The sequence below is a fragment of the Aquitalea magnusonii genome (assembly GCF_003202035.1).
In the GTDB taxonomy this organism is placed as follows: Bacteria; Pseudomonadota; Gammaproteobacteria; order Burkholderiales; family Chromobacteriaceae; genus Aquitalea; species Aquitalea magnusonii.
On the sequence record NZ_QJKC01000001.1, the window covers coordinates 307,305 to 331,859 of the forward strand.

Annotated in this window: 26 protein-coding genes; 13 read left to right on the top strand and 13 right to left on the bottom strand. The window is 61.8% G+C overall.

Features of this window, described 5'->3' with window-relative positions; translation table 11 throughout:
• Positions 1-1,296 carry an MFS transporter gene (tcuC, locus tag DFR38_RS01415; RefSeq protein ID WP_110312889.1) on the top strand — a complete coding sequence of 432 codons (1,296 nt, stop codon included), beginning with the start codon at positions 1-3 and terminating at the stop codon, positions 1,294-1,296.
• Between the two features lie 325 nt (positions 1,297-1,621).
• Here the strand turns inward: tcuC and DFR38_RS01420 are convergent, their stop codons facing one another.
• On the bottom strand, positions 1,622-1,810 hold the full coding sequence (locus DFR38_RS01420; RefSeq protein ID WP_059286141.1) for a hypothetical protein: 189 nt from the start codon (positions 1,808-1,810) through the stop codon (positions 1,622-1,624).
• A gap of 364 nt (positions 1,811-2,174) precedes the next feature.
• Between DFR38_RS01420 and DFR38_RS01425 the strand changes: the two genes are divergently transcribed.
• A complete protein-coding gene (locus DFR38_RS01425; RefSeq protein ID WP_059286142.1) occupies positions 2,175-2,441 on the top strand; it encodes a putative hemolysin in 267 nt (88 codons plus the stop codon).
• A gap of 97 nt (positions 2,442-2,538) precedes the next feature.
• Here the strand turns inward: DFR38_RS01425 and alaC are convergent, their stop codons facing one another.
• Positions 2,539-3,744 (bottom strand): alanine transaminase, encoded by a 1,206-nt coding sequence (gene alaC / locus DFR38_RS01430; protein WP_059286143.1) that lies wholly within the window; start codon positions 3,742-3,744, stop codon positions 2,539-2,541.
• 186 nt (positions 3,745-3,930) lie between these two features.
• On the opposite strand from alaC, the gene DFR38_RS01435 reads away from it, so the two are divergent.
• Complete coding sequence (locus DFR38_RS01435) at positions 3,931-4,401, top strand: Lrp/AsnC family transcriptional regulator (protein ID WP_059286144.1); 471 nt, start codon at positions 3,931-3,933, stop codon at positions 4,399-4,401.
• A gap of 8 nt (positions 4,402-4,409) precedes the next feature.
• Here the strand turns inward: DFR38_RS01435 and DFR38_RS01440 are convergent, their stop codons facing one another.
• Positions 4,410-5,171, bottom strand: a complete 762-nt coding sequence (locus tag DFR38_RS01440; protein WP_059286145.1) for a dimethylarginine dimethylaminohydrolase family protein — start codon at positions 5,169-5,171, stop codon at positions 4,410-4,412.
• Between the two features lie 340 nt (positions 5,172-5,511).
• Here DFR38_RS01440 and modA point away from each other — a divergent pair, with 340 nt between their 5' ends.
• From modA to DFR38_RS01465, 5 genes are read left to right on the top strand one after another with little or no spacing between them, the layout of a single operon-like run.
• Positions 5,512-6,261, top strand: a complete 750-nt coding sequence (gene modA / locus DFR38_RS01445; RefSeq protein ID WP_059286146.1) for a molybdate ABC transporter substrate-binding protein — start codon at positions 5,512-5,514, stop codon at positions 6,259-6,261.
• Between the two features lie 2 nt (positions 6,262-6,263).
• Positions 6,264-6,950, top strand: a complete 687-nt coding sequence (modB, locus tag DFR38_RS01450) for a molybdate ABC transporter permease subunit (RefSeq protein ID WP_199052747.1) — start codon at positions 6,264-6,266, stop codon at positions 6,948-6,950.
• 1 nt (position 6,951) lies between these two features.
• Positions 6,952-7,659: an ATP-binding cassette domain-containing protein gene (locus DFR38_RS01455; protein WP_110312890.1), complete on the top strand. Its 708-nt coding sequence runs from the start codon at positions 6,952-6,954 to the stop codon at positions 7,657-7,659.
• Positions 7,652-8,212, top strand: a complete 561-nt coding sequence (locus DFR38_RS01460; RefSeq protein WP_110312891.1) for a nitrogen fixation protein NifQ — start codon at positions 7,652-7,654, stop codon at positions 8,210-8,212. The genes DFR38_RS01455 and DFR38_RS01460 overlap by 8 nt, the downstream gene beginning before the upstream one ends.
• Positions 8,209-9,015, top strand: coding sequence for a TOBE domain-containing protein (locus DFR38_RS01465; RefSeq protein WP_110312892.1), 807 nt, complete (start codon positions 8,209-8,211; stop codon positions 9,013-9,015). The genes DFR38_RS01460 and DFR38_RS01465 overlap by 4 nt, the downstream gene beginning before the upstream one ends.
• Positions 9,016-9,103: 88 nt before the next feature.
• On the opposite strand, the gene hflX is transcribed toward DFR38_RS01465, so the two are convergent.
• A complete protein-coding gene (gene hflX, locus DFR38_RS01470) occupies positions 9,104-10,492 on the bottom strand; it encodes a GTPase HflX (RefSeq protein ID WP_110312893.1) in 1,389 nt (462 codons plus the stop codon).
• A gap of 161 nt (positions 10,493-10,653) precedes the next feature.
• Between hflX and DFR38_RS01475 the strand changes: the two genes are divergently transcribed.
• On the top strand, positions 10,654-11,910 hold the full coding sequence (locus DFR38_RS01475) for a DEAD/DEAH box helicase (RefSeq protein ID WP_193394287.1): 1,257 nt from the start codon (positions 10,654-10,656) through the stop codon (positions 11,908-11,910).
• 113 nt (positions 11,911-12,023) lie between these two features.
• Here DFR38_RS01475 and DFR38_RS21170 read toward each other — a convergent pair whose 3' ends face one another.
• The 3 genes from DFR38_RS21170 to DFR38_RS01485 all read right to left on the bottom strand — a co-directional run bounded on the left by DFR38_RS21170 (position 12,024) and on the right by DFR38_RS01485 (position 15,001).
• The gene (locus DFR38_RS21170) at positions 12,024-12,170 is read right to left on the bottom strand and encodes a hypothetical protein (protein WP_158527672.1); all 147 of its coding nucleotides are present in this window, start codon (positions 12,168-12,170) and stop codon (positions 12,024-12,026) included.
• Positions 12,171-12,469: 299 nt separating this feature from the next.
• On the bottom strand, positions 12,470-14,341 hold the full coding sequence (locus tag DFR38_RS01480) for a methyl-accepting chemotaxis protein (RefSeq protein ID WP_059286329.1): 1,872 nt from the start codon (positions 14,339-14,341) through the stop codon (positions 12,470-12,472).
• 384 nt (positions 14,342-14,725) lie between these two features.
• Complete coding sequence (locus DFR38_RS01485; protein ID WP_059286330.1) at positions 14,726-15,001, bottom strand: HU family DNA-binding protein; 276 nt, start codon at positions 14,999-15,001, stop codon at positions 14,726-14,728.
• Positions 15,002-15,177: 176 nt separating this feature from the next.
• On the opposite strand from DFR38_RS01485, the gene DFR38_RS01490 reads away from it, so the two are divergent.
• Positions 15,178-15,537: a LexA family protein gene (locus DFR38_RS01490; RefSeq protein WP_059286331.1), complete on the top strand. Its 360-nt coding sequence runs from the start codon at positions 15,178-15,180 to the stop codon at positions 15,535-15,537.
• Positions 15,538-15,621: 84 nt separating this feature from the next.
• Here DFR38_RS01490 and DFR38_RS01495 read toward each other — a convergent pair whose 3' ends face one another.
• Positions 15,622-16,155: an arsenate reductase/protein-tyrosine-phosphatase family protein gene (locus tag DFR38_RS01495; protein ID WP_110312894.1), complete on the bottom strand. Its 534-nt coding sequence runs from the start codon at positions 16,153-16,155 to the stop codon at positions 15,622-15,624.
• A 326-nt stretch (positions 16,156-16,481) separates the two neighbouring features.
• On the opposite strand from DFR38_RS01495, the gene DFR38_RS01500 reads away from it, so the two are divergent.
• Complete coding sequence (locus DFR38_RS01500) at positions 16,482-17,744, top strand: transporter (RefSeq protein ID WP_110312911.1); 1,263 nt, start codon at positions 16,482-16,484, stop codon at positions 17,742-17,744.
• Between the two features lie 11 nt (positions 17,745-17,755).
• Entirely contained in the window at positions 17,756-19,090 is a 1,335-nt protein-coding gene (locus DFR38_RS01505; protein WP_059286333.1) for a sigma-54 dependent transcriptional regulator, read from the top strand.
• Positions 19,091-19,117: 27 nt separating this feature from the next.
• Here DFR38_RS01505 and DFR38_RS01510 read toward each other — a convergent pair whose 3' ends face one another.
• The 5 genes from DFR38_RS01510 to DFR38_RS01530 all read right to left on the bottom strand — a co-directional run bounded on the left by DFR38_RS01510 (position 19,118) and on the right by DFR38_RS01530 (position 22,512).
• Positions 19,118-19,795 (bottom strand): hypothetical protein, encoded by a 678-nt coding sequence (locus tag DFR38_RS01510; protein ID WP_146215897.1) that lies wholly within the window; start codon positions 19,793-19,795, stop codon positions 19,118-19,120.
• 47 nt (positions 19,796-19,842) lie between these two features.
• A complete protein-coding gene (locus DFR38_RS01515) occupies positions 19,843-20,547 on the bottom strand; it encodes a C39 family peptidase (protein ID WP_082693484.1) in 705 nt (234 codons plus the stop codon).
• Between the two features lie 51 nt (positions 20,548-20,598).
• The gene (locus tag DFR38_RS01520; protein WP_146215898.1) at positions 20,599-21,417 is read right to left on the bottom strand and encodes a hypothetical protein; all 819 of its coding nucleotides are present in this window, start codon (positions 21,415-21,417) and stop codon (positions 20,599-20,601) included.
• A gap of 64 nt (positions 21,418-21,481) precedes the next feature.
• A complete protein-coding gene (locus DFR38_RS01525) occupies positions 21,482-22,078 on the bottom strand; it encodes a hypothetical protein (protein WP_059286336.1) in 597 nt (198 codons plus the stop codon).
• Positions 22,079-22,104: 26 nt separating this feature from the next.
• Positions 22,105-22,512, bottom strand: a complete 408-nt coding sequence (locus tag DFR38_RS01530) for a hypothetical protein (RefSeq protein ID WP_146215899.1) — start codon at positions 22,510-22,512, stop codon at positions 22,105-22,107.
• A 404-nt stretch (positions 22,513-22,916) separates the two neighbouring features.
• Here DFR38_RS01530 and DFR38_RS01535 point away from each other — a divergent pair, with 404 nt between their 5' ends.
• Positions 22,917-24,536, top strand: a complete 1,620-nt coding sequence (locus DFR38_RS01535) for a methyl-accepting chemotaxis protein (RefSeq protein ID WP_059286338.1) — start codon at positions 22,917-22,919, stop codon at positions 24,534-24,536.
• Positions 24,537-24,555: the final 19 nt, after the last annotated feature.

The window sequence follows — 24,555 nt, forward strand, 5'->3', positions numbered from 1 at the left end:
ATGCAGCACACCCGCCAACAATCCAGCCTGTCCATGGTGCTGCGCGTCACCAGCGGCAACTTTCTGGAAATGTTCGATTTCTTTCTGTACGGCTTTTACGCCACCTACATTGCCAAGACCTTTTTCCCGTCAGGCAATCTGTATGCCTCGCTGATTCTGGCATTTGCCACCTTTGGTGCGGGCTTCCTGGCCCGTCCGGTCGGTGCCATCATCCTCGGCAGCTATATCGACCGCATTGGCCGGCGCAAGGGCCTGATCCTGACCCTGGCCATCATGGCCTGCGGCACGGCACTGATCGCCTTTGTCCCCGGCTATGCCACCATCGGCCTGCTGGCCCCGGTGCTGGTGCTGATCGGCCGCTTGCTGCAGGGTTTTTCCGCCGGCGTGGAGCTGGGCGGGGTGTCGGTCTATCTGGCAGAGATGGCCACGCCGGGACGCAAGGGCTTTTTTGTCAGCTGGCAATCGGCCAGCCAGCAAGTGGCCATCATGTTTGCTGCGGTGCTGGGCTATGGCTTGCACAAGCTGCTGCCAGCCCAGCAAATCGACCAATGGGGATGGCGCATTCCGTTTTTCATCGGCTGCCTGATCATTCCCTTCCTGTTCATGATTCGCCGCTCGCTGCAGGAAACCGAGGCCTTTCTGGCACACAAACAGCATCCCAGCTTTGCCCAGATATTGCGCTCGATTGCCGACAACTGGCGGCTGATTGCAGCCGGCATGCTGCTGGTGGTGATGACCACGGTGTCCTTCTATCTGATTACCGTGTACACCCCCACCTTTGGCAAAAGCGTGCTGAAGCTGACTGAAAACGAAAGCCTGCTGGTGACCTTCTTTGTCGGGCTGTCCAATTTCATCTGGCTGCCCATCATGGCGAGCCTGTCCGACCGCATCGGCCGCTGGCCGCTGATGCTGGGCTTCAGCGCACTGACCATGCTCAGCGCCTACCCTGCCCTGAGCTGGCTGGTGGCCAGCCCCAGCTTCGCCCGCATGCTGACCGTGGAACTGTGGTTGTCCTTCCTGTATGCCAGCTATAACGGCGCCACCGTGGTGGCCCTTACCGAAATCATGCCGGCACATGTGCGTACCGTGGGCTTTTCACTGGCCTACAGCCTGGCCACCGCGATTTTTGGCGGCTTCACTCCGCTGATCAGCACGGCATTGATCGATGCCAGCGGCGACAAGGCGGCACCGGCTTACTGGATGATGCTGGCCGCAGCCTGCGGTCTGCTGGCGACACTGGCCCTGTACCGGCAGGAGGTACGCCACTGCTGGCGCAGCCGTACCCAGGCCGCCTGAAGTTTTACCCTCCGTTTGCGCAGCCACCCAGTTCTGGCCTGCACCAGCCTCCTCCCAGGAGGCTGTTTTTTTGGTAGCGGGCCGCCAACGCTGCAACTGGCGATGGCAGACCATGTGCGCAGTGATCGTGACGGTAATGGAGAACAGGAAGCACGGCACAGGCATGAATGGCGGGCGGCAATACCAGCGCGGATGGCCTTGCCTCAGGGCAAGCGTGCAGGAACAGACTCGGTGATTTGCCAGAGACAGCCGGACTGGCTGGAACGGGGGGAATGACGCGGCAGGATACGCCTGCAGCAAGCAGGCGCAGTATGGTCACGCTGCTTCAGAAATCATCCAGCGTGCAGGGTTGGGTATCTTCTTCTTCGATATCTTTCAACAGCAATATCTTGAGGGGTATGACCATTTCGCGGATGTCCTGCTTGGCACGAAAGACATCTGCCTCCAACTGGCACAGCACCAATTGAAATGCCAGTTCCAGCATTGCCTCGATATTGGGTATTTTGGCGTCCAACTATTTTTCCTGCTTGGTTCTACGATCATTCGGTGAATACTGCCGCCTACTGCGCCAGGCAGAGGCTCATGCACCCCTCCAGTATCATGCCATCCGGGTGTTTTCGTCCAGAAAATAAGCAATAAATCAGCGGCAAATAAAGAAAGTCATGGCTTAAAACAGAAAAAATGTTTAATGAATAAGCGCATGAATTGATTATCGCTTTATCATATCCGGTCAATCCGGCCAGACAGCTGCTGTCACGACACCCAGGCCGCATGAGCAGCACAAGCCGCTCGCCATCCAGTCACGCCCTCGCCACCGCCGGCTTGGCCGTAGCACCGCTATACTGGCGGCATTCCCTGAAACACCCCCGGAGAGCCGCATGTCCGCCATCCCGCGCCTGCACACCCCTGCTTTCGCCTTGCTCGGCCTGTTGCTGGCCGCCTGTGCCCGGCCACCGACCACGCCGCCGCCAGCCATGGCGGGCATGGCCAATCCGGCCGCGCTGTATTGCATCAAACAGGGTGGCCGCTTGCTGCCGCAAAAAGACAATGCCGGCAATGAATATTCCCTGTGCCAGCTGACAGATGGCCGGGTAGTCGAGGAATGGACGCTGTTCCGTCAACAGGACAAAGCGGCGCAGCCCTGAGTGGCCGCGATGTTGACCAGAGGACTGTTGCGGCTTGGAATATCGCGCAAAAAAAAGCTGGCCGGCAGTGCCGGCCAGCTTGGTCCTTGCTGGATGTTCAGGCGCCGGCCTGTGCATCCTTGAACATGGCCTTGATGCCACGCAGGGCCTGCCGGATACGCGCTTCGTTCTCGATCAGCGCAAAGCGCACGTACTCATCACCCTGGTCACCAAAACCAATACCCGGTGACACGCACACCTTGGCCTTTTCCAGCATCAGCCGGGCGAACTCCAGCGAGCCCAGCTGCCGCCATTGTTCCGGAATGCGCGCCCAGATATACATGGAGGCCTTGGGGCATTCCACTTCCCAGCCGATTTCATTCAGCCCCTTCACCAGCACGTCGCGCCGCTGCTGGTATTTTTCGGCAATCTCACGCACGCATTGCTGGTCGCCTTCCAGCGCGGCAATGGCGGCCACTTGCAGCGGCGTGAAAGTGCCGTAGTCGTGGTAACTCTTCATGCGCGCCAGCGCCGCCACCAGGTCCGGGTTGCCCACCATGAAACCGATGCGCCAGCCGGCCATGTTATAGCTCTTGCTCAGGGTAAAGAATTCGACGGCGATATCCTTGGCCCCCGGCACCTGCATGATGGACGGTGCTTTCCAGCCATCGAACACAATGTCGGCATAGGCCAGGTCGTGCACCACGAAAATGTCGTGCTTTTTGGCCAGGGCGATCACTTTTTCGAAGAAATCCAGCTCCACGCACTGCGCAGTGGGATTCGACGGAAAACCCAGCACCATCATCTTGGGCTTGGGGTAGCTGCCGCGGATGGCTTTTTCCAGCTCGGCAAAAAAGTCGATGCCCGGCACCAGCGGCACCGAACGGATTTGCGCCCCGGCAATTACCGCGCCGTAGATGTGAATCGGATAACTCGGGTCCGGCACCAGCACGGTATCGCCGCCATCCAGCGTGGCCAGCATCAGGTGGGCCAGCCCCTCCTTGGAACCGATGGTGACAATCGCCTCGCTATTGGGATCGATGTCGACTTGGTAGCGGTCCTTGTACCAGCGCGAAATGGCGCGACGCAGACGCGGAATGCCCTTGGAGGCGGAATAACCGTGGGTATCCGGGCGTTGCGACACTTCGTTGAGCTTGGCCACGATATGCGGCGGGGTGGCACCATCGGGGTTGCCCATGCTCAGGTCGATGATGTCCTCGCCGCGCTGTCTGGCAGCCAGTTTCAGTTCGGCGGTGATATTGAATACGTAGGGAGGGAGACGATCGATGCGCGCAAAGCGGCGCTTGCCTGCAGAGGAAGCCATGTGAGCCTTTCACGTAAGCGCCCGGAACCGTCCGAGCGACGTTGCCCATGAGGGGCAGAGACGATCCTATCCCCGCCTGCTGCGATGCACAAGGAATTTTTGCCGTCGGCATTATTCTTGACAAGCCGACACTGGCAGCGCTGCAATGCGCTCTTGTATCACCGCCCCCTGAAGCCTGGCTTAACCATGACAGACAAGAACGGCCTGGATCGTATCGATCTGCAAATCCTCAACATCCTGCAACGCGATGGCCGCCTGCCCTTCCAGCGCCTGTCCGAGCAGGTAAACCTGACCCCGCGTCCTTGTCTGGAGCGGGTGCGCCGTCTGGAGAAGGCCGGCATCATCAAGGGCTACAGCGCCATTGTCGACCTGCCGCGCAGCACACCGCCACTGGTGATTCTGGCGCAGGTGACGCTGGCCGACCATCTGGTATCCCAGCAAGCCTTCATTGCCGAAATCCAGCGCACCCCGCAAGTGCAGGATGGCTGGATGGTAAGCGGCACGGTGGATTTTTTGCTGCGCATTGCCTGTCAGCATATTGACGAATACCGCCAGCTGGCCGACGCCTGGCTGGCCAGCACGGCGTTTCGTATCGAGAAAATCCTGACCACTACCGAGCTGCAAACCATCAAGCGCGATGGTCGCAGCGCGGACTAGCTTCACCGTCAGAAGCGCAAGGACAGGCAGGTGAGCCCGCCGTCCATCTTGCGGATTTCACTGGTATCAGTCTGGATGATGGGCAGGTCCAGCTGCTGTAGCTGGCGCAAGGTATGCGGATAGCCGCTGGGAGTAATCAGGGTGTTGTTGATCCACAGGGTATTGCCGGCGTATTCCTCGGCCGGGTCCAGCACGATATGGCGAAAATCACGGAAGGCCGGCTCATCGGCCGCGCTGGCCGACAGCAGCACGGTATTGCGCCCGACATAATTCACCACCGATTTCAGATGCAGGCCGGAGGCCACCGGCACTGCCTGCACGCTATAGCCGAATTTTTCCACCTCGCGGGCAAAGCGGCTGATACCGGCTTCATTGGTGCGGCTGGACAGGCCGATAAAGAAACGCTTGTCCACCATCAGCACATCGCCGCCATCCATGTGCTCGCCCTCACCCAGCCATAGCGCATGGCGAAAACGTGACACCAATGGCGCAATGCTGTGCACCTCGCCTCGTCGCGCCGCCGCACCCGGATGGGTGATGATGGCCAGCTCCGGCATCATCACCGCCACGTCCTCGACAAAATGCGCATCGGGGAAATCCGGCAAGGCCGGCAGCGTGGTGACGGTCAGGCCAAGTTGCAGCAGGATGTCGATGTATTCACGAAACTGCTGGCGGGTGAGCGCGGCATCCGGCGCACCAAGGCTGGCGGTGGTCAGTCCGGCGGCAACGGTGTCGGCAGGCAGGCGGGTGATGGCATGGGTAAAGTACATGGCGATTGCTCCGGTAATGGGCTGACACGACAGGTGTTGTCTGTCTTGCTGCCCACCATTCTAGGCAGCCCGCTGCTGCGCTAGTGGTCGTTGTGTATCGCTGGCACAGCCGGTTTGCGCTGTGGCAGGGCGCACCCGCAGCGCAATGCAGCGCCACCCCCTGATACAGTCGCCGCCAGCGTCTCGGAGCATTACGCCACTTGTTTCGCCGCTGTCGATCGCCCGCCCGGCAATCCGCCATGCAGTCAAATCCAGCCGCTTGCCCATTCCCCATCAGGATTATTCCTTAGCGTTATATATCCGGGTATATTACGCATTCATTCGCAAACCGGAGCCCGTAATGAAAGCAAGGCTGATTGCCCTTTCCCTGTGCAGCATGCTGCTGGCAGGCCATACCCTGGCTGGTGAAATCACCGTCTCCGCCGCCGCCAGCCTGACCAATGCCTTCAAGGAGATTGCCCAGGGCTTTGAAGCGAAAAACCCGGGCAGCAAGGTCAACTTCAATTTTGCCGCTTCCGGCGCACTGCTGCAGCAAATGGCCAAGGGCGCCCCGGTGGATGTGTTTGCCTCGGCCGACCAGGAAACCATGGACAGCGCGGTCAAGCAAAAGCTGGTGAATAGTGGGGACCGCAAGGACTTTGCCCGCAATGCACTGGTGGTGATTGTGCCGGCGGACAGCCAGTTGAAGCTGCAACAGCTGGCCGATTTGCAGCAAGCCGGGATCAAGCATGTGGCACTGGGCGTGCCGGCCAGCGTACCGGTGGGCCGTTACGCCAAACGCGCACTGGAAAACGCCCATCTGTGGCCTGCGGTAGCAGCCAAGGCCATCAATACCCAGAACGTGCGCCAGTCACTGGACTACGTGGCCCGTGGCGAGGTGGAAGCCGGTTTTGTCTATCAGACCGACGCCGCCATCATGCCGGACAAGGTGAAAGTGGCTTTCAGCGTGCCGCTGGATGAAACCATCAGCTACCCGGTGGCCCGTACCGCCACGGCAGCCAATGCCACCGAGGCACAACGCTTTGTCAATTATCTGCTGTCGCCGGCGGCACAAGCCGTGCTGAGCCGCTACGGTTTCCACAAGCCCTGACCATGGCTGACTGGATGACTGACCCGGCCTGGACCGCACTGGGCCTGTCGCTACGGGTAGCCGGCTGCGCCACCCTGCTTAATCTGCTGTTGGGGGTGGGCGTGGGCCTGCTGCTGGCACGCGGGCGCTTTCCTGGCCGCAATCTGCTGGACACCGTGCTGACCCTGCCCATGGTGATGCCGCCCACCGTGCTGGGCTATTACCTGCTGACCTTGTTGGGCCGGCGCGGCCCCTTGGGCGGCTGGCTGCAGGCGCAGTTTGGCATCAACCTGATCTTTACCTGGCAAGGCGCGGTGATTGCCGCCGCGCTGGTGGCTTTTCCCCTGGTATACAAACCAGCCCGCGCGGCATTTGAAGCGGTGGACGGCCAGCTGGAGCAGGCCGGCCGCGTGCTAGGCATTTCTGAAATCGGCATCTTCTTTCGCATCACCCTGCCCTTGGCGTGGCGCGGCATTCTGGCCGGCCTGCTGCTGGCCTTTGCCCGCGCGCTGGGCGAATTCGGTGCCACGCTGATGGTGGCGGGCAGCATTCCCGGCAAGACACAAACCCTGTCGGTGGCCATTTACGAAGCGGTGCAGGCCGGACAGGACGACAGTGCCAACCGGCTGGTGCTGGTCACCTCGCTGGTCTGCGTTCTGGTGCTGTTGCTGGCCGGCAAGCTGGCGCCGGGCCGGGTGGCGGAGCGCTGACATGACAACACCCCGCTTCGATCTGGCCATCCGCCACACCCTGCACAGTGGTCAGCACAGCTTCTCGCTGGACATCGCATTGCAAAGCAGTTGCCAGCAGCTGGTGGTTTACGGGCCGTCCGGTGCCGGCAAAAGCCTGCTGCTCAAGGCCATTGCCGGCCTGCACCGGCCGGATGCCGGCCATATCCGGCTGGATGGCCGCTGCCTGTACGAGAGCACGCAAGGCATCTGTCTGAGCCCGCAACAAAGACAGCTGGGCTATCTGTTTCAGGATTACGCGCTGTTTCCGCACCTGAGCGTGCGCCAGAACATTGGTTTTGGTTTGCAACGCGGCTGGCTCAATCCCGGACGCCGTCGCCAGCTGGCCGCGGTCGATTACTGGCTGGAGGCTTTCGGCCTGCAAGCGCTGGCCGATCAACTGCCGGCCACGCTGTCTGGCGGCCAGCGTCAGCGCACCGCGCTGGCGCGCGCACTGGTGGCCGAGCCACGCGCCCTGCTGCTGGACGAGCCGTTCTCGGCACTGGACCCGGCCCTGCGCCAGCAATTGCGTGGCGAGCTGGCCGACCTGCTGCAACGCCTGTCCATTCCCATGCTGCTGATCACCCACGATGCCGCCGACGTGCGCGCCTTTGGCCAGCAAACCCTTTATCTGCAGGATGGCCGGCTGGTGGAGCCGCCCGCCGGCCTGACGGAGATTGTCCATGAATGACTTCCAGCAGCAGCAAGCCTTCCGCCTGCTGTCTCGTGCCGTGCTCGGCGTGCTGCGCAATGCGCAGGATGGCGAACTGCCGCTTTATGCCTGGACGCTGGGCCTGTCACAGCCAGCCTTGCTGGAGGTGCTGGCCGCCTGCGCGCCAGAACTGGGCCAGCTGGAAGCGCTGAGCGACGCGCAATACCAGCAACTGCTGTCGCGGCAGCCAGCATTGCACAGCGCACTGCTGGACATGCTGCTGGCCAACCGTTCGGCAGCGGAGAACCCGCTGCATGGCAGCTGGCTGGCCCATGTGGTGGCCGTGGCCAGCCTGGGCAGCCGTCACCTGTGGCAGGACATGGGCTTGTCCGGCCGGCATGAGGTAAGCCAGCTGCTGCAGTACTACCTGTATCCGCTGTATGCGCGCAACCAGGCTGACATCAAGTGGAAGCGGTTTTTGTATGCCGAACTGGGAGAGCTTCTGGGCCAGGCCGGGCTCAAGCCACCGGAGTGCGGGCGCTGCCACGAACACGCAGCCTGCCTGCCCGCCCTGCCGGAGCAGCAGACATGAAGCCACAGGACATCACCCTGCAAGGCGCACTGTGGCTGAGCATGGCCGGCGAGAAGTTTGGCAGCCCGCAACATCTGGCCCTACTGGCGCAAATTGATGTCTGCGGCTCCATCAGCCAGGCCGCCCGCACCACCGGCATCAGTTACAAGGCGGCCTGGGATGCCATCGACCACATGAACAATCTGGCCGGCGAACCGCTGGTGGAGCGCCTGTCCGGTGGCAAGGGCGGCGGCGGCACCCGGCTGACGGCGCGTGGCCGGCAACTGGTAGCCAATTACCAGATCATCGCGCAGGAACATCAGCAGTTTCTGCGTAATCTGCAGCGTCAGGCCGGCAACATGGCCGACGATCTGCTGCTATTGAAAGGCATGAGCATGAAAACCAGTGCACGCAACCAGTTTCTGGGCAAGGTGGTGGCCATCCGTACCGGCGCGGTCAATGACGAAGTCGAGCTGGAAGTGGCCGACGGGTTACGGCTGGTGGCCGTGGTCACCCATGACAGTAGCGAGAACCTGGGGCTGGCTCCGGGCACCACCGCCTTTGCCCTGATCAAGGCTTCGTCGGTCATCGTCGGCAGCGGCCAGGATGGCATGCGGCTGTCGGCACGCAACCAGCTGCACGGCACGGTCAGCCGGCTGCAGCCTGGCGCGGTGAATACCGAGGTGGTGATCGAACTGGCCCCCGGCAGCAGCATCGCCGCCATCATCACCAATGGCAGCGCCAGCCAGCTGGGGCTACAAGTGGGCAGCCCGGCTTGCGCCATCTTCAAGGCGTCCAGCGTGATCCTGGGGGTGCCGGGCTAAGCCGGCTGCAGATCAGGAATCTGCCGTGAGTACATGAAAAACGCCATCCGGACTGGATGGCGTTTTTCATGCAACGACGGGCCGGGGGTCAGACTTCCCAGTATTCCTTTTCCCGGCCTTGCGAGCCGGGATTCAGCTGCTCGTGCAGCCGGCGCAACTGCGCTGGCTCACCCCGTATGCGGAACCAGCTGCCCTCTTCCTCTGCGCGCTCTTCCAGTACCTGGCACTGGCTGAACAGCTCGCCACGCAATTGCTGGGCCGACCACGGCAGCAGCACTTCATCTTCCACCAGATCCTGCTGGAAGAAGGACACGATGCGCTCACGCAAGGCCGCCACGTCGGCCGGCCGGCGCGCACTCATCACCACGCAACCGGGATAGCGCTGTTGCAGCTCGGCGGTCCAGGCGGCTGCGGCCGCTTCGTCACCGACATGGTCGATCTTGTTGAACACGCGGATACGCGGCACTTCATCGGCACCGATTTCCTGCAATACCATGTCGGTCACTTCCAGCTGGCGCTCAAAGCCCGGATCGCTGGCGTCGATCACATGCAGCAACAGCGCCGCATCCAGCGCCTCTTCCAGCGTGGACTTGAACGAGGCCACCAGGCCGTGTGGCAGGTTCTTGATAAAACCGACGGTGTCGCTTACCAGCACCCGCGGCACGCTTTCCGGGTAAATGGCGCGCACCGTGGTGTCCAGCGTGGCAAACAGCTTGTTGGCCACCAGCACCTCGCTGCCGGTCAGCGCCCGCATCAGCGTGGATTTGCCGGCATTGGTATAACCCACCAGCGACACCCCGGCCAGGCCCTGGCCCTGCCGTTCCAGCCGGCGCGCGCGCTGGGTCTTGCGTTCCAGCTCCATGGCGAGGATTTCGCGTTGCAGCTCGGCAATGCGGTCGCGTACCTTGCGCCGGTCCAGCTCGGTATGCGATTCGCCGGCACCGCGTCCGCCCATGCCGCTACGCTGACGGCCTTGCGGCCCGGCCAGCTTGGCCGCTTCGCGCAGACGTGGCGCCATATAACCCAGCCGGGCGATTTCCACCTGCGCCTTGGCCGCACGCGAGCGGGCATTGCGGTGGAAAATCTCCAGGATGACCATGGTGCGGTCCATCACCTCGCAGCCTACGGCCAGTTCCAGATTGCGTGCCTGCGAGGGGGAAATTTCATGATCCACCAGCAAGACGTCGATCTCGATGGCGGAAGGGTCCAGCTGTGGCGGTGCCTGTTCCAGTTCGTCAGCGCGCAGGCCGCGATTGACATACATGTGGATTTCTTCCAGCTTGCCAACGCCCAGGTAGGCGGTGCGGTCGAAGCTGTTACGCTTTTGAACAAAGGTATGCACCACCTGGAAACCCAGGGTCTTGGCCAGCTCGCTCAGTTCGGTGAGCGAGGCCTCGAATTCGACATCGCTGACATCCGGCAGCTGGACTGACGCCACAATGGCGTATCTGGGCTTCTCTTTGACTTCTGTTTGCATGTGCAGATTGCTTTACTTGGTGGCAAGCCCCGATCTTACTCGCAATTGCCCCGCCCCGCCGCAGCGATCGACAGCAGCCTTGACCCTGCCGTCCGCCGGGACGATACTGCTGCGCCTCTGGCGGCGGTGCCGCCCAACCCTCTGCCGGGCTTCATCGACACATGCCATTCACCTCCCTGGGCCTGCAGCCCGCCCTCGCCGCCTCTGCCAGCGCACAAGGCTATGCCGCGCCTACCGCCATCCAGCAAGCGGCCATTCCGGCCATTCTGCAAGGCCACGACCTGCTGGCCACCGCCCAGACCGGCTCTGGCAAAACCGCTGCCTATTGCCTGCCCATGCTGCAGCAATGGCTGGCCGGCCAGCATGGTTCACCGCGCCAGACGCAAAGCCTGATCCTGCTGCCCACGCGTGAACTGGCGGTACAGGTGGGCGCCACCTTGCGCGCACTGGCTGCCAAGCTGCCGCAGGCCATCAAGGTGGCCGTGGTGTATGGCGGGGTGTCGATCAATCCGCAGATGATGGCCTTGCGCGGCGGGGCCGACATTGTGGTGGCCACGCCGGGACGGCTGCTGGATTTGCTGCAGCACAATGCGCTGCGCCTGTCTGCCGTGCAAACCCTGGTGCTGGATGAGGCCGACCGCCTGCTCGACCTGGGCTTTGCTGAGGAAATCAAGCAGTTGCTGGCGGTGCTGCCACCGTACCGGCAAAACCTGCTGTTCTCCGCCACCTTCCCGCCGGTCGTACGCCAGCTGGCCGAAGCCTTGCTCAAACAGCCGCAGCGCATAGACATCCCCTTCAGCCAAACCAGCGCACCCGACATCCGGCAACGCGCCATCGAGGTGGATGCCGAGCGGCGCACCATGCTGCTGCGTCATTTGCTGCAAAGTGAAAACTGGGAACGGGTACTGGTGTTTGTGGCCAGCCGCCACAGTGCCGAGCGCGTGGCCGGCAAATTGCAGCGCGCCGGCATCAAGGCCGCGGCCTTGCATGGCGAGTGCAGCCAGAGCCAGCGCGGGCAGGTACTGGCCGACCTCAAGAACGGCCAGCTGCAAGTGCTGATTGCCACCGACCTGGCCGCCCGCGGCATCGACATTGCCGGCTTGCCGGTGGTGGTGAATTACGATCTGCCGCGCTCGGCAGTCGACTACACCCACCGCATCGGTCGCACCGGCCGTGCCGGCGCCAGCGGTGTTGCCATCAGCTTTGTTTCTGCGGACAACGCTGCTCATTTCCGCCTGATCGAAAAGCGTCAGCAGCAACAGCTGCCACGCGAGCCGATTGAGGGCTTTGCACCAAGCCTGCCCCTGGACAACAGCCCCGCCGCCCGGCACGACCCCGACAGCAATGGCGGCATCAAGGGCAAGCGCATGAGCAAGAAAGACAAGCTGCGTGCCGCCGCAGCCGCAACCAAAGAATAAACATCGCGGCCATGGCCGCCCGGCCGGCTACTCCAGCGCCTGAGCCAGTGCCAGGGCGGCGATGAACAGGCTGGACAGCAGGACGCCACCCAGCCAGTGATAGAGTCTGGCCCTCACTTGATGCGCCTCCCGCTAATGCCGGCCACCCGCCCCAGCATTTCCAGCACATTAAGACAGGCCTCGCCGCAACTGCCAGCCAGCGCACACAGCGTATAACGACGACCATCCCGCTCCACCACAGTCAGCAAATAGGCTTTCATCGCGACACCTCCAGACAGATTGTCAGACAGCTTCAGCACACCCTGACAGCTATCTTGGCCATTCCCTCCTGCGGCGGACAGCTGACACTTCCTTGTCGCAAGCTGAAAGTTCCGAGCAAAACACTGTACTTTTCGTCAGTCACTGCGCTGGTGCGGCGGCCCGCTCCCGCAGCTGGCGAGCGGGTATCAAGGGTGACCAGCAAAAGGACATGACTACCGAGTCATGCCAGGCAGGCCGGCAAGCAAAACCCCCGCCGTGGCGGGGGTTTTGTTCAACAGCAAACCACACTGTCCATCGCTTACAGCTTGAACTGCGACACCAGCGCACGCAGGTCGCCGCCACGGCGGGACAGATCCTGGATGATGCTGAGAATGCGCTGCACGTTTTCATCGCTTTCCAGCGCCTTGGCATTGATGCGTTCGGCACTTTGCGCCATGACGGTGGTAGCCGTGCTCTGCTCCTTGGTCGAGCTGGTGATTTCCGACATGCGCCCCGCGATATCGTGGGTGCTGGCCTTGATCTTGCCCACCTTGTCTGCCGCTTCACGCGACAGCGCCACCCCGGTGGCCACCCGCTCGTTGGTCTTGCTGGTATGGCCGATGGCCACTTCGGTCTGACTCATCACGCTATTGATCATCTGCGCGATTTCCACCGTGGCCGAAGCCGTACGCTCGGCCAGCTTGCGTACCTCATCCGCCACCACGGCAAAGCCGCGACCCTGTTCACCGGCCCGTGCCGCCTCGATGGCTGCATTCAGCGCCAGCAGGTTGGTCTGGTCGGCAATGTCACGGATCACCGCCACGATGCCGCGAATCTGCTCGGAGTGCGAAGACAGGTCGCCCATGGCGTTTTGCAAGGCATCCACGGTCTGCACGATGGACTGCACCTCGCTGGCCACTTTCTCCATGGCCTGGTAGGACTCTTCCGAGTTCTCGCGGGTGCTGGCCACCAGCACTTCGGTCTCACCGGCATTGTCGGCAATATGATTGATGCTGACCGTAATCTGCTCGATGGTGGCCGCCGTGGCGGACAGCTCGTTGGACTGCACACGCGAATCGGAGGCAATGCTCTCGGCCGCCTGATGCAGGGCTGCCGTGTCGCGTGCCAGGGCTTCGGCGTCGTTGCGAACCGACACGAACATGCCGTGCAGCTTGTGCACGAAGGCGTTGAAAGCCTCGGCAATCTGGCCCACTTCATCCTGCGAGTGCACCGGCAGATGCAGGGTGAGGTCGCCATCGCCGCTGGCAACATTGCGCATGGCATCGCGCAGCTCGGTCAGGCCGGACAACATGCGGGACACGCCGACAGTGGCCAGCAGTGCCACCACCACCACACCGGCCAGCAACAGGCCGATCATCAGCTCGATCAGATGGGTGACCGATACCGTGGCTGCAGCCACCGGCACCACCACACCCAGCAGCCAGCCGGTCTTGCCCACCGGGTAGAGCGCAGTCATGCTGGCTTCGCCGTTGATGTTCACCGTTTGCAGGGTACCGTCCTTGCTGATGCCGTTCATATCAAAACCGGGCATCACTTCGCCGATTTTCTTCATGCCGGAATCCTTGACTGGATGGGCAATCACCGAACCGTCTGCGGTAATCAGGAAGGCAAAGCCGTCACCCGGCAGCTTGGACGACACCACTTCCTCGGCCACGCGCTGCAGCGATACATCGCCACCGGCCACCGCCACCAGCTGGCCGTTATTACGCAGCGCCTTGGCAAAGGTGATGATGGGTTTCTTGGTGGCAGCATCGATGTACGGTGCCGTGGCAATGGCATCCTGCGAGTTGCTGGCTGCCAGATACCACGGACGGCCGGTCGGGTCGTAGCCCGGCGGTACCGGAGTGGACCCGGTGAACTGGGTCATTTTCTTGCTGGGCTCACCCACATACATGTCATCCAGCTTGCCGGCCACTTGCGACTGGTCGAGGATGGGCTTCATGTCCCCTTCAGTGAAGTGCAGCAGTGCCGAGCTGACAATGTTCTGGCGGGTGGATACCCATTCGGTGATAAAGCTGACTTTATTGTTGGCGGTCTGACTGATTTGATCGCTGATGGAAGACAGCAAGGCCTCCTTCATCTTCCAGTAAGCCACGCCGCAAAACAGCAGCGAGATGGCCACCAGCATCATCAATACAAACACCAGCATTCTGGAACGTAGAGTACGCATGGAGGATCCTATTTTTATAATTGCTTAAAACCGCACACTGCCGCCTGTTGCGCTTTTGCAGACATTAAACAATCAACAGGCAGGCCGCCATATTCCGACCTTCACCCAAGCTCGTCAATACCATTACAAATTCATTGGGCATTTTAAAATAAAACCTCAAGAATACTGTCATCAACGGGCATTAACTGGCAGGCAAGCCGCCAAACTCATCCCAGGGATTGCAAAACTGCCAGTCGTTGACAAGTTTGCCTTACAGCTCTTTATTTATTGGACAGATTTCCGGCACAGTCCAGTCATTGGCAAACTTATTCTGAAGGCATAAAAAAAGGACGCCGCAGCGTCCCTGGATAATCCATCCCGCAGTTGCGGGAAAATCGGGCAGTGTCAGTTGGCCACTGCGTCCTTCAATGCCTTGATCGGGGTAAAGACCACCTTGCGCTTGGCCGGAATCAGCACGGTCTCGCCGGTCTTGGGGTTGCGGCCATTGCGCGCCGCAGTATCTTTCACCTTGAACTTGCCGGTGCTGGCCAGGGTCAGTTCGCCGCCATTCACCAGTTCTTCGCGGATGGTCTGTTCCAGCGCGTCCATGAAACGCAGTACATCGACTTTGCTGCTGCCGGTTTTTTCGGAAAGGATGGCAATGAGTTGTTGTTTGGTCATGCATGGCTCCTGCGCCGGGAATGTTGGCTGGTGACTACAAAACCTGAGGGTAACCAGCCAGAGCCTGCCGTATCAAGGAAAATTTGCAACAACACGCCAAATACCCAGGCCGGCCGCCTTGTCTGTCCGGCTGGCCATCTGCTATATTTGATTTTGTACAATTTCAAAATACTGCCATGACCACCATGCTCCCCCACCCGGCCACCCATCATGCCCTGCCCTCGTCAGTGTCATCTGCCGCTGCCTGCGGCGAGCTGTTTTGCCTGCCCATGCCAGACCAGGCACTGGCGGGTGCCGGCATCGCGGCGGGCTGTTTGCTGGCGGTGGATGGCCAGGGCAGCCCGGTGCAGGGTTGCCTGGTGGTGGCCGCTGTCGATGGCGAGCTGCTGGTGCGGCGACTGCAGCGCAGTGGCAGCCGGCTGCAGTTGCTGGCGGCCCACCCGGACTACCCGCTGATCGAACCCAGCTATGAGCAGGACTTCGCCATCTGGGGCGTGGTGGCCGAAGCCGGCGTGCCGGCGGCAAGACAAGCCTGAGCGCCAGCGCAGTAGCGGGCGCCGGTGCCAGGCCAGCTAACGGCGCTGTTACCGCAGCATCATCACCGTGCAGCCGGCCCGGCATTACGGTTTCTTATGTTGTGCCTTGTCCAGCACCGCCGGCAGATAGCCCTCTACCTGGCGCAGCATGTCCTGGTATGCGGCCAGCGGCTTGCCCCAGGCATCGGCCACATCATCCATATTGCCGCTGGCGTATTCGGACAGGGTGAAGGTCTTGCCCCTGGCTTCGGGGAATAGCTCCAGCACCTTGGCCTTGTGCTTGGCGGTCATGGTGAGAATCAGGTCGGAATGGCGGACATCATTGGCATTGAGCTGTGCGGCACGATGGGCCGACACGTCGATGCCGCGCTGCAACAGCAGGCTGGCAGCATTGGCCTCGGGGCGGTTATCGTAGGGGTCCATGTCGACTGCCCGCGAAATCACCGCGATGGGCAGTTGCTGCTGCTCGATGCGTTGTCTGGCCAGCGCTTCGGCCGTCACGCTGCGCCCGGTATTGCCGGTATCGACAAAAGCCAGCTTGAAGGGCTCGGCCGCCAGGGCCAGCCCGCAGGCGGCCAGCAAGCAGACACCCGCCAGTAGTGCAATGAATTTCCTCATCGTTGACTCCCTGTCATCCAGCCTGTTCATCATGCTTGTGCGCCGGCGGGGGCGGCCATATGGCACGGCCCGCAGCAGCAGGCCAGCCACTGCATATTGCCCACGATTTGCGTATGCCAGTCAAATTAAACTTGCCTTGTTCTTACGCTGGGCTAGTATACAAGATAAATAAATTGCATAAATTACAGTTTAAATAACTAACATCAAGTCGGGCCATGCAATGCATCAATCACCCCATCAGGTGACCGGGAAGCATCGGCATGCCTGCCCGCCTTGGCCGGCATCCATCCTTGCTCTGCCCGCACCTGCCCTGCAAGGAAATGATCATGAATCTGCCGCGTAGTATTTGCCCAGGTGCCAAACCGCTATTGCTGAGCGCCGCCCTTGCCGTTGCCTTTCCGCTGCAGGCACAGGCTGAAATCAGCCTGGAGGGCCTGCAACAGCAAATCAGCGCCCTGGCCCAGACCAATCAGCAGCAGGAGAGCCGTATCCGCCAGCTGGAAAGACAGCTGGCCAGCCTGCAACACGGCAATACCGCCGCCAGTGCCGCCAATAATCCGCCGAGCAACGAGACCCCGGCCAGCCAGGGAACGGTGGCAGCCGGCAGTGGACCGGCCCTGCCGGTAGTCAGCGAAGTCCCCAAGAGCGTGGAAGACATCTACCAGGAAGCCAGCGGCTTTGCCGCCGGGAAGTTTTCCATCGAACCCAGCTTCACCTACACCCACTATGACACCCGCGAACTGGTGCTGAATGGCTTTCTGGCGCTGGATTCGATTTTTCTGGGCAATATCAATCTGGACAAGGTGGTCAGTGACAGCGTCACCCTGGGCCTGACCACCCGCTATTCGCCCAGCCCACGCTGGCAGCTGGATGTGGACATCCCCTTTGTCGCCCGTGATGCCACTTATTTTTCCGGCGGTGCTGGCGGTGCGGCCAACAGCGTGTCGCAGGGTTCGGTACAGCAAGGCCCGACGCTGGGCGATGTCAGCTTTGGCGTGGGTTACAAGCTGGTGGAAGAAAATGCCGACTGGCCGGACATTGTGTGGAGTGTGCGCGCCAAGGCGCCGACCGGGCGCAATCCCTACGGCATCAAGCTGGTGCAGTCAGCTGACAACAACAATCTGTCCATCCCCAATCGCCTGCCCACCGGCAATGGTGTCTGGGGCCTGAGTACCAGCCTGTCCTTCGTCAAGACCGTCGATCCGGCCGTGCTGTTTGCCAGCCTCAGCTACACCCACTATCTGGACGGCCATTTCAGCGACATCAGCCCCACCGCCGGCGTGACCCAGCCGGGAGACGTGCGGCTGGGCGACAGCTGGAGCTGGGGAGCCGGCATCGCCTTTGCCCTCAACGACAAGCTCAGCCTGGGCCTGTCCTATTCGCAACAAATGGTGCAACAGGCACGCATGCGGCAACAGGGCAGCAACTGGACCGACGTAACCGGCAGCAGCGCCAATGCCGCCAATCTGAACCTGGGCCTGACCTACGCCTTCAGCAAGCACCTGTCCATCATTCCCAATCTGTCGCTGGGCATGACCCCGGACAGCCCCAATTATGCGTTTTCGGTGAAATTCCCCTACCGTTTCTAACGGAGTTGGTCATGCATGCAAACAAGACTTTGCTGGCAGTGGGGTCGGATGCCCTGCTGCCAGTCCTGCACGCGCTGCGCCAGCAGCATTGGCACATCATCCATATTCATGATCCGCAGCAGTGGAAGCCCCAGCGCAGCGTCACCTGTAGCGCAGGCCTGCTGTTGCTGGACGGCAAGCTGCTGCGCAAAAGCGCTGCCCTGCAGCAACTGGCCAGCCAGCTTGACCTGGAATGGCTGCTGCTGACCGAGCGCGCCCAGCTGGAACAAGCGGCGGTGCGCGCCTTTATCAATGACAGCTGCTATGACTACCACTGCCTGCCCACCGAGGACGAAAGACTGGCCGTCACCCTGGGCCGGCTGCACGGCAAAACCCTGTTGCGCCGGCGCAGCCAGCACGAACAGGTGGAACAGGAGGCGCAGCAACTGGTGGGCGAGCACCCCAGCATCCGCCGCCTGCGCCAGGAAATCCGCCGGCTGGCGCGGGTAAATGTCACGGTGATGATTACCGGCGAGTCCGGCACCGGCAAGGAGCTGGTGGCGCAGCTGATCCACCAGCACTCCGAACGCGCCGACGGCCCCTTCCAGGCGGTCAACTGCGGCGGCCTGCCGGTGAATCTGGTGCAATCCGAGCTGTTTGGCCACGAGCGCGGCGCCTTTACCGGCGCATCCAGCTGTCGCATCGGCCGCATCGAGGCGGCGCAAAACGGCACGCTGTTTCTGGATGAAATCGGTGACATGGCGATAGAGGCCCAGGTCAATCTGCTGCGCTTTCTGCAGGAAGGCACCATAGACCGGCTTGGCGACAACCGCAGCCGCAATATCGACACCCGCGTGCTGTCGGCCACCCATGTCGACCTGCCCGCGGCCATTGCCAAGGGTCGCTTCCGCGAGGATCTGTACTACCGGCTGTGTGTCTGCCAGTTGCAACTGCCGGCGCTGCGTGAGCGGCGCTCGGACATCCCGCTGCTGGCGCAGTATCTGCTGCAGCAGAGTGCCAGCCGCCATGGCATTCCGCTGAAGCGGCTGTCTTACGAGGCATTGGCCGTCATGCTGCAACACGACTGGCCGGGCAATATCCGTGAAATGTCCAATCGCATCAGCCAGGGGCTGGCCATGGCCAGCGGTCGGGTCATCCGTCCGCAAGACATGGGGCTGGGCAGCAGCATGCTGCCGCCGCTGCACAACGGGCTGGAAGCGGTGCGGGAAAGGGCGGAACGGGAAGCGCTGACCATGGCGCTGCAACTGCACCATCACAACAGCAGCCAGGCGGCACGCACGCTGGGCATCTCCCGCGCCACGCTCTACCGCCTGTTGAAGAAATACGAGATCAACGCGGTCGAATGAGACCGGACGGCAGGCCAGGCGGGCGCCTCAGCGCACGCCGCTGCCGGACAGCATCAAGCGGCTGGGAATGCTGAAGCTGAAGCCGCTGCTTTGGGGCTGCAATACCAACTGGATGCGCAGGCTATTGTCGGTACTGATGCCGCTGCCACTGATGCTGGCAAACTGCAGCAACTGGCCCTGGCCCAGCAGCTGGCCCATGCGTCCGGCATTGCCCAGATCCATGCTGACGGACAGCTGGCCGCTGCCAAGCGTCGTACCACTGCCACTACTCTGCCAGCCGGCCGGCATCTGCAGGCTGGCTGTGCCATCGCGGCGGATGTCTATGCTGGTGCTGTTGCTGGAGCTGTTGCCATTGCCAGCCTGCTGATTGAGCTGCACCACCCCCTGCACCGAAGCCAGCCCGCTAGTCGGGGCTGCCGCCACTGCAGCCGTCGTGCCATCACCATTCAGGGTGTAGCGGCTGATGACCGGCACCGCCCCGGCCTGGGCTGTCAGCTGCAATCCGGCTCCTTGCACCACGCCAGCCTGGTTCTGCCAGGTGGTGAGCATCTGCACGCCGAAGCGCACAATCTGCCCGGCATCGATATAACGACCGCGCAAGCTGTCCAGCACGCTGTCGTCGACATAAGCCAGCATGGCGGCTTGCGCCGGCACACTGGCACTCAGTGCCAGCAGTAGCGGCACTGCCCTGGATAAGATACGCATGCCATGCTCCCGGTCGTCGCCGGCGGGCCAGCGCCCACAGGCCGCAACTATAAGAAATCACTGTAGAGAAAGCCGTATTCCACCAGATCGGCCTGCTGCACCGGCTGCATGCCGTTCATCAGCTGTCGCGCCGACAACAGGCTGGGCAGCTGGCGCAACGGCCCTTGCGGCTGATAGCCGGGGCCGGCTACCGCCAGCAGCACGCCATTCCACTGCCGGGCAAAGTCCCTCATGGCGAGCGCCCGGTTGCCCAGCGCCGGGTCGGCCACATACACCGTGTCGCGGGTGGCCAGCTTCAGAATCACAAAGTGCTTGTAACCATTGATATCGAGCATGATCAGTGCCGGAATGCGCAGCGCAGGCAAACGCTCCGGTCCGCTGACAAAACCGCTGGCGCGCAGGCCCAGCGTATTCACATAGTGCTTCATGTCCAGCATGGAAAAACCCTGCTGGCGCACCACATCGGCATTGGCTCCGGCCAGCATGCCGGCGATGACTTGCTGCTCGTCGAGGTCGCGGCCAAAGCCGTAACGCAGCAAGGTGGCCAGCGCGGCCGCACCGCAGCTGAAATCGGTATGTTGCTCCACCACATGGGCAAAGCGCATTTCACGCAGGCTATGCACCCGCTTGTAGAGATTGCCCTCGCCGGTATAGGCGGGAACCGCCAGCTCGGCCGCCTGGGCGAACTGCTCACCACCGGGACAGGACAGCCCTAGCAGCAGAGACAGCAGCAAGCGCATGGTGAGTTTCATGGCAAAAGCCGGCAGCACGGCCCAAGGACTGCGCTGCCGGCGTCTCCTGACTTAGTGGGTGGCGGCAACCGACAGGCTGTTGACCTGCTGGTTGGACAAGCCGGCCGCATTATTCAGGCCGACATTGCCGCTGATGCCATTGACAGAGCCGGTGATGCTGGCTGTGCCGTTAAGCGGGAAGAAAGTCGTGACCGAAGTGCCCTGGTTCACCTGCATGCCACCAGCCGAAGCGGTAGCCAGCACGGCCGAGCTGGCCGAGGCCAGTGCCACGTCATTCTTCTGCTGGTTGCCGGCGCCTGCCGCATTGTTCACCCCGGCATTACCCTGGATGCTGTTCAGCGAGTTGCTGATGCTGGCGCTCATGTCATTGGAAGTGCCACGCATCGGCTCGGCGAAGGTGTAGCTGTTGCCGTCGTTCATCTGCTCGAAGGAGGTAGAAGCCACCGCACCGCTATTCTTGCCGGAGGCCGAGCCGATGGCCACGTTATTGGCCTGCTGGTTGAAGAAGCCGGAGGCATTGTTCACGCCGGCATTACCCTGGATATTGCTTACACTGCCGCTTACGCTGGAGCTGGTGGGGTCGGTGACATTCAGCTTGTTGCCCAGGTTTTTCTGTACATCATTCACCTGCGCACTGGCCATGGCATCAGCCTTGGGGTCAAACACCTCGTACACGGCAATGCCTTCCAGATAGGCGGTGCCAGTCAGGCTGACATTGGTATTGCTATAGGTGTTGGACAGGTTATTGCTGATCTTGTTGCTGGTAGTGGCCGGCGGATTCGGCTGAGTCGGCGGTTCCATGGCATGAGCGGCACCGAACATACCAACAAGAGCGACGAAAAGCACTTTTTTCTGCAGCATTGCGGTCATGATTGTTCTCCTAGCGATTTGCTTGAATACCGGCCCCGCCACCACTGGCAAAAGCCGGCACGGCTCACGGGTTGGCCCATTGCACGGCCACGACATTGACAGCCAGGTTATGGCTGCCAGCAATCTGGTTAAGCTGCACCAGCCCCCGGCTTCCCTGGAAAGCTGCTGCGGATAATTCGGTTGTCTGCCCGGCGCTGCCGCTGGCAGGGGCCCCGGCTGGGGTCGCCGCCGTAGCGCCCGCCAGCACGGCATCCTGCACCGCTGCCGGCATGTCACGGACGCTGGCCTGCGCTTTGGCGGCCTGCGCCAGGCTAAAGGCATTGAGTGACTGGTTGGCGTAGCCGGCACTCTGGTTCACCGCCAGCACACCCTGGCTGCCGGCAAACGCGGCACCGCCAATGCTGGCCCGCAGGTTTTGCTGGGCCGTGTCGTCCTGTACCCTGCCCTGCTGCTGCGACAGGCCGACGCTGGCTACTGCCAGCCCGCCGGCTACTGCCAAAGCCTGCAGATTGCCTTGCTGATTGGCATTGCCTGCCGCCTGGTTCACCGCCAGCACGCCCTGTGCCGACTGGCCACTGTTCTCGATCAGGGCCAGTTGGTCGGCATGGGCCAGTACTGCACTCAGGCCGCCGCCCAACCACAACATTTGCAAGATGCGCATGACTTGTCTCCTTGTCGCCAGGCCGTTCAGGGATGCAGGGCCGATTGCAGCAGATGCCCTACCCCGATCGCAGACACAGCCGCGCCGGCCATGCCACCTGCCTGCTTGCCATTGGCGCCGCCTGCAGCCAGGCCGGACCAGCCAGACTGGCCGTCCAGCACCAGCGCCGGCCCCTGCAGGGCCGGACCAGCCATCACCGCATGGGTGGCAGCCAGTACCGGATCGGCCAGCTGTTGTGCAAGCACCGGCATGGCAGCGGATGGAGAAGTGGCAACCTGGCTGACTTGCGGACTGGGATCGCCGTGGCGGATGGCCGAGCGCGCCGGCACATCGCGACCGATCACCATCTCGCCCTCGCCCTGTGCCGCAGCCGATGCCAGCAGGCTGCCGGCCAGCAAAGCCGGGAAGATGAGGCGGAATAAGGAGCTGTTCATGCTGGCCACCACAGGGCTGGGTAATGCCCCCTTCAATGCAGAAAGCATGCCAGCGGCGTCCTATCCCCATGCCATAAGGGTTGGCGCACAAAGGCCGGGCCGGCGGCGCGCGCAACTGTCTCGCACCTGCGACAGAAACATGCCGCCAAGCCGGACAAGGGCCATCCATGACCATCGCCATGTCACACGTCGGGAGCAGGTTGTCGATGTTTGCAGGCCCGCCATGCTGGCGGGATACCGGCAAAGCGTCTCAGCCTTGCGACAAGCGCATCTTGGCCGGCGCCAGCACCGGCCAAGATGCGCCGGTCATATGAAACAAGGCTTGGCACAATCCATCTGCCAGCTATAACGAAACAGGCAAAGTAGCAAGCCAGTTACTAATAACCAGTGGAGAAGGGGAAACCATGAATATTTCACAACGTCTGGCGCTCACGCTGGGCATCGCCCTGCTTGCCCTGCTCGGCATAGGCAGCTTCGGCCTGTATGAGCAAAACCTGGCCAATGAGCGCTTCAACTATCTGAAAGCCAACACCTTTCCCAGCATTTCCACCCTGGACGAGGCGCAGGACGCGCTGACCCAGTCGCGCACCGGCACCTACCGCCATGTCATCGACCACGACCCCGCGCAAAAGGAAAAGGACCTGCAGGCCATCAATAGCAATGATCAGCGTCTGGATGACGCGCTGGCCCGCTACGAGAAAGAACTGATTTCCAACGAGGATGACCGCAAGCTGCTGGAGCAGGACCGCAAGCTGCTGCAGGAATACCGCAGCAGCCGCAATGCGCTGCTGCAACTCTCCAAGGACAACAAAACCCAGGAAGCAGAGCAGGCCATTATCGGCGGCACCATGCGCGCAGCCACGGCAGCCCTCAACAAACAGCTGACCGAACATGTGAAATTCAACTATCAGCTTGCTGACAAGCTGTCGTCGGAAAATGCCGTGGCCTATGATCGTGCCATCACGCTGTCCGTGGCCATTGTCGGTGTGTGCCTGCTGCTGTGCGGCATCTTGGGTGGCAAACTGTTCCTGCATATCCGCAGCAGCCTGCAAAGCATTCGCGGCGTGATGCTGACCGTGCGCGAATCACTGGATTTCCGCGTACGGGCGCAGGTCAAGCGCAAGGACGAGGTAGGCGATACCGCCGAGGCCTTCAATGCCCTGCTGCAGCAATTGCAAGGCAGCTTCCAGGATATCCGCAAGAGTGTGGAATCGGTTGACCAGGCCATCGAAGGCATGGCGGCCAATACCTCGCAGATTGCCCGCAGTTCGGAAGTGCAGAGCGAGGCCGCCTCCGCCATGGCGGCCGCGGTTGAAGAAATGACCGTCAGCATCAATCACGTGTCAGACCGCGCCCAGGAAGCCAGCAGCCAGACCAGTGCCGCCGGCAGCACCGCCACCCAGGGTGGCAAGGTGATCCTGGCCACGGTGGAGGGCATCACCCAGGTATCGACCTCCATCCGCAACGCCGCCAGCCAGATCAACCAGCTGAAAGAAGACAGCCAGACCATTGCCACCGTCATGGGCATCATCAAGGACATTGCCGAGCAAACCAATCTGCTGGCGCTGAATGCCGCCATCGAGGCCGCCCGTGCCGGCGAAATGGGCCGCGGCTTTGCCGTGGTGGCGGACGAGGTGCGCAAGCTGGCTGAACGCACGGCCAAATCCACCACCGAAATTTCCTCGGTCATCAGCAAGATGCAGCAGGGCACGCAGGATGCGGTCAGCAGCATGGAGACAGTGGTGGAACGGGCCAATCGTGAAGCGGATGGTGCCCGCGAGGCCAATACGGCGATTGGCCAGATCCAGAGCAATACCCATCAGGCCATGGGACTGGTGCACGATATTTCCAACAGCATTTCGGAACAGACCAGCACCAGCACCACCATTGCCCAACGGGTGGAACAGATTGCCCAGATGGCCGAGGAGAACTCCTCGGCGGCCAGCAGCTCGGCCGATGCCGCACGCCAGCTGCATCATCAGGCCAGAAGCATTCTGCAAACCGTGGCGCAGTATCAGGTATGAGACAGCCAGGTTCCGGCCG

Bases quoted from the DNA above. Each gene is read 5' to 3' on its own strand.
- DFR38_RS01460 (WP_110312891.1), top strand. From the start codon at position 7,652: ATGAATGACTTCCAGCAGCAGCAAGCCTTCCGCCTGCTGTCTCGTGCC.
- DFR38_RS01505 (WP_059286333.1), top strand. From the start codon at position 17,756: ATGCATGCAAACAAGACTTTGCTGGCAGTGGGGTCGGATGCCCTGCTG.
- alaC (WP_059286143.1), bottom strand. From the start codon at position 3,744: ATGGCTTCCTCTGCAGGCAAGCGCCGCTTTGCGCGCATCGATCGTCTC.
- DFR38_RS01495 (WP_110312894.1), bottom strand. From the start codon at position 16,155: ATGAGGAAATTCATTGCACTACTGGCGGGTGTCTGCTTGCTGGCCGCC.
- DFR38_RS01535 (WP_059286338.1), top strand. From the start codon at position 22,917: ATGAATATTTCACAACGTCTGGCGCTCACGCTGGGCATCGCCCTGCTT.
- DFR38_RS01485 (WP_059286330.1), bottom strand. From the start codon at position 15,001: ATGACCAAACAACAACTCATTGCCATCCTTTCCGAAAAAACCGGCAGC.
- DFR38_RS01455 (WP_110312890.1), top strand. From the start codon at position 6,952: ATGACAACACCCCGCTTCGATCTGGCCATCCGCCACACCCTGCACAGT.
- DFR38_RS01440 (WP_059286145.1), bottom strand. From the start codon at position 5,171: ATGTACTTTACCCATGCCATCACCCGCCTGCCTGCCGACACCGTTGCC.
- DFR38_RS01425 (WP_059286142.1), top strand. From the start codon at position 2,175: ATGTCCGCCATCCCGCGCCTGCACACCCCTGCTTTCGCCTTGCTCGGC.
- DFR38_RS01520 (WP_146215898.1), bottom strand. From the start codon at position 21,417: ATGACCGCAATGCTGCAGAAAAAAGTGCTTTTCGTCGCTCTTGTTGGT.
- tcuC (WP_110312889.1), top strand. From the start codon at position 1: ATGCAGCACACCCGCCAACAATCCAGCCTGTCCATGGTGCTGCGCGTC.
- DFR38_RS01530 (WP_146215899.1), bottom strand. From the start codon at position 22,512: ATGAACAGCTCCTTATTCCGCCTCATCTTCCCGGCTTTGCTGGCCGGC.
- DFR38_RS01510 (WP_146215897.1), bottom strand. From the start codon at position 19,795: ATGCGTATCTTATCCAGGGCAGTGCCGCTACTGCTGGCACTGAGTGCC.
- modB (WP_199052747.1), top strand. From the start codon at position 6,264: ATGGCTGACTGGATGACTGACCCGGCCTGGACCGCACTGGGCCTGTCG.
- modA (WP_059286146.1), top strand. From the start codon at position 5,512: ATGAAAGCAAGGCTGATTGCCCTTTCCCTGTGCAGCATGCTGCTGGCA.
- DFR38_RS01525 (WP_059286336.1), bottom strand. From the start codon at position 22,078: ATGCGCATCTTGCAAATGTTGTGGTTGGGCGGCGGCCTGAGTGCAGTA.
- DFR38_RS01465 (WP_110312892.1), top strand. From the start codon at position 8,209: ATGAAGCCACAGGACATCACCCTGCAAGGCGCACTGTGGCTGAGCATG.
- DFR38_RS01515 (WP_082693484.1), bottom strand. From the start codon at position 20,547: ATGAAACTCACCATGCGCTTGCTGCTGTCTCTGCTGCTAGGGCTGTCC.
- DFR38_RS01500 (WP_110312911.1), top strand. From the start codon at position 16,482: ATGAATCTGCCGCGTAGTATTTGCCCAGGTGCCAAACCGCTATTGCTG.
- DFR38_RS01480 (WP_059286329.1), bottom strand. From the start codon at position 14,341: ATGCGTACTCTACGTTCCAGAATGCTGGTGTTTGTATTGATGATGCTG.
- DFR38_RS01475 (WP_193394287.1), top strand. From the start codon at position 10,654: ATGCCATTCACCTCCCTGGGCCTGCAGCCCGCCCTCGCCGCCTCTGCC.
- DFR38_RS01490 (WP_059286331.1), top strand. From the start codon at position 15,178: ATGACCACCATGCTCCCCCACCCGGCCACCCATCATGCCCTGCCCTCG.
- hflX (WP_110312893.1), bottom strand. From the start codon at position 10,492: ATGCAAACAGAAGTCAAAGAGAAGCCCAGATACGCCATTGTGGCGTCA.
- DFR38_RS01435 (WP_059286144.1), top strand. From the start codon at position 3,931: ATGACAGACAAGAACGGCCTGGATCGTATCGATCTGCAAATCCTCAAC.
- DFR38_RS21170 (WP_158527672.1), bottom strand. From the start codon at position 12,170: ATGAAAGCCTATTTGCTGACTGTGGTGGAGCGGGATGGTCGTCGTTAT.